Source organism: Gilvimarinus sp. 1_MG-2023, from assembly GCF_030548285.1.
This window is the reverse complement of record NZ_JAUOSC010001621.1, coordinates 1-240: the sequence shown is the minus strand read 5'-3', so window position 1 is coordinate 240 and position 240 is coordinate 1. Positions and strand designations below refer to the sequence as shown.

1 pseudogene is annotated in these 240 nt (G+C 60.0%); it reads right to left on the bottom strand.

The features are described from left to right. Positions 1 to 199: pseudogene (locus Q4563_RS22275) on the bottom strand (NADP-dependent phosphogluconate dehydrogenase); the annotation flags it as partial. Positions 200 to 240: the final 41 nt, after the last annotated feature.

The window sequence follows — 240 nt, the reverse complement described above, 5'->3', positions numbered from 1 at the left end:
CGTCCACACCGGGCCAGATGCCGGTGCCGTGATGGCCCGCGCGGACGAGGAGCATTTCAACCAGCGCCACCCCGACAGCGACTGTGAACTCCAAGAGGTCGCGGCTGATTTCTACCAGGGACGAGTCCAGCGCGGTTTTGTTCCACTCGGCGAATAACTGGTGGATTTCGTCGGCGCTCATGCCGTGCAGTTCTTTCATGATTTGGTCGGCGTCACACAATAGCTGCATGTCGCCGTACT